Genomic DNA, 2,175 nt, shown 5'->3' with positions numbered 1-2,175 from the left:
GCGGGGGCGAGAATTGTCCTAAACCAGGACGGCTCCGTCCAGCTGCAGATTGGCGCTACCGAAATAGGGCAGGGAAGCGATACCGTCTTTGCCCAGATGGCAGCGGAGGTGCTGGGCATCCCGGCAGGCATGGTGCATGTCATTTCCACCCAGGATACCGATATTGCACCCTTTGACACCGGTGCCTACGCTTCCAGGCAGACCTATATTACCGGTATGGCTGTAGCTAAAGCGGCATTACAAGTTAAAGAAAAAATCCTGGACTTTGTATGGGGTATGACCGATATACCCGCCCATGCCCTGGATATTAAGGACCAGAATATTGTCTACAAACACTCAGGAGAGGTGGTCATGCCCCTTGCCGAGGTGGCGTTGCACACTTATTATGATACCGTATTTGCCAGGCCGATAACGAGCGACACGTCCAATAATGCCAGGATCAACGCCTTTGTCTTCGGCGTTACCTTTGCCGAAGTGGAGGTAGACCTGAAAACCGGGAAAATAGAGGTCCTAGAAATATATAACGTGCACGATTCAGGCAAAATTATCAACCCGCAACTGGCGGAAGGACAGGTGCACGGCGGCGTAAGCATGGGTATTGGCTATGCCCTGGCAGAACAGATGCTCTTTGACGCCAAAACCGGTAAACCACTGAACAACAATTTGCTGGACTATAAGCTGCCAACTATCATGGATATCCCGGATATTGGCGTGGCTTTCGTCGAAACCTTTGAACCCACCAGCCCCTTTGGTTGCAAAGCCTTGGGAGAGCCGCCCACTATTCCGGTGGCACCGGCCATCCGCAATGCCGTTCTCGACGCCACCGGCGTGGCCTTCAACAGGCTGCCCATGAATCCCCAGCGGGTGTTTGAAAAGTTCAAAGAAGCCGGGCTAATATAGAAAGGCGGTGAGGCCGGGTGTATAAAATCCAAGGGTATTATGAAGCGGCAACCCTCGAGGAAGCCCTGGCGCTACTGGCAGCCAATCCCAACCTGACCATTATTGCCGGGGGTACCGATGTTTTGATAAAAATCCATCACGGCCAGATGGAGAAAGCAGAACTCCTGGGCATTGGCAAAATAAAATCCCTCCAGGGTGTCCGTCAACTCGATGATGGTACTATTGTAATCGGGCCGTTGACAACCTTCACGCAAATAGCCAATGATCCTGTTATCCAAGAACATATCCCCATCCTGGCAGAAGCTGCCCTCACCATGGGGGGGCCCCAGATCCGCAACGTTGCCACTATCGGCGGCAACCTTTGCAACGGCGCCACCTCCGCTGACAGCGCTCCCACCTTGTTTGTCCTTGAAGCCAAATTAAAATTACAGAGCAATCAAGGCGGGCGGGTTGTACCCATCCAGGATTTTTACCTTGGGCCCGGAAAGGTTGACCTAAGACCAGGGGAACTCCTTACCCAGATTATCCTTTCTCCTGAGAATTTCCGGGGTTACGGCGGGCACTATATAAAATTTTCCATGCGCAAGGCCATGGATATTGCTACTCTGGGCGTGGCAGTGATTTGTAAAGTAAAGGAAGGCAACATTATGGAGGATGCCAGGATTGGCCTCGGGGTTGCCGGGCCGACGCCGCGTAGATGTCCGGAAGCGGAAGCCTTTGCCAGGGGCAAAGCCGTCGCTCCTGAAACCATAGCGGCAATCGGCAGACTAGCGGTCAAAGCGACCCAGGCGCGGACTTCCTGGCGCGCTTCCAAAGAATACAGGGAGCACCTGGTGGAGGAGCTTACCCAGAGGGCCCTGAAAGCAGCCATTGTCAAGGCAGGGGGTGAAGCCATTGCTTAAAAAAATATCCTTTACCGTAAACGGGATCCAGGTAAGTATGGAAGTAAACGTGGGCGAATCGCTCCTTGAAGTCCTGCGCGACCGCCTGGGTTATACAGGAGTTAAAAAGGGGTGTGGCGTCGGGGAATGCGGCGCCTGCACCGTCCTTATCAATGGAACGCCCATTGATTCGTGTATTTACCTGGCCGTTTGGGCCGACGGCAAAGATATAGTTACAATAGAAGGTATCGCTAAAAACGGGGAGCTTTCCCGGGTGCAGAAAGCCTTTATTGAAGAAGGGGCCATCCAATGCGGCTTTTGCACGCCGGGTTATGTTCTCACGGCAACGGCTATGGTAGAAAGCGGCAAAAAGTACACCCGGGAAGAGATTAAA

The 2,175-nt window shown here is 53.1% G+C and carries 3 protein-coding genes; all 3 read left to right on the top strand.

Annotated features, from left to right (window positions below; translation table 11 throughout):
• The coding region (locus tag NWF31_RS14415) for a molybdopterin cofactor-binding domain-containing protein (RefSeq protein ID WP_258361198.1) at positions 1-900 on the top strand (900 nt) is incomplete at its 5' end.
• A 17-nt stretch (positions 901-917) separates the two neighbouring features.
• The gene (gene xdhB, locus NWF31_RS14410; RefSeq protein WP_258361197.1) at positions 918-1,802 is read left to right on the top strand and encodes a xanthine dehydrogenase FAD-binding subunit XdhB; all 885 of its coding nucleotides are present in this window, start codon (positions 918-920) and stop codon (positions 1,800-1,802) included.
• On the top strand, positions 1,795-2,175 hold a 381-nt coding region (locus NWF31_RS14405), incomplete at its 3' end, for a (2Fe-2S)-binding protein (RefSeq protein ID WP_277999075.1). The genes xdhB and NWF31_RS14405, both read left to right, overlap by 8 nt.

The organism is Neomoorella sulfitireducens (assembly GCF_024733845.1).
Taxonomy (GTDB): domain Bacteria; phylum Bacillota; class DSM-521; order Neomoorellales; family Neomoorellaceae; genus Neomoorella; species Neomoorella sulfitireducens.
This window is presented reverse-complemented; position numbering and strand designations above follow the sequence as displayed.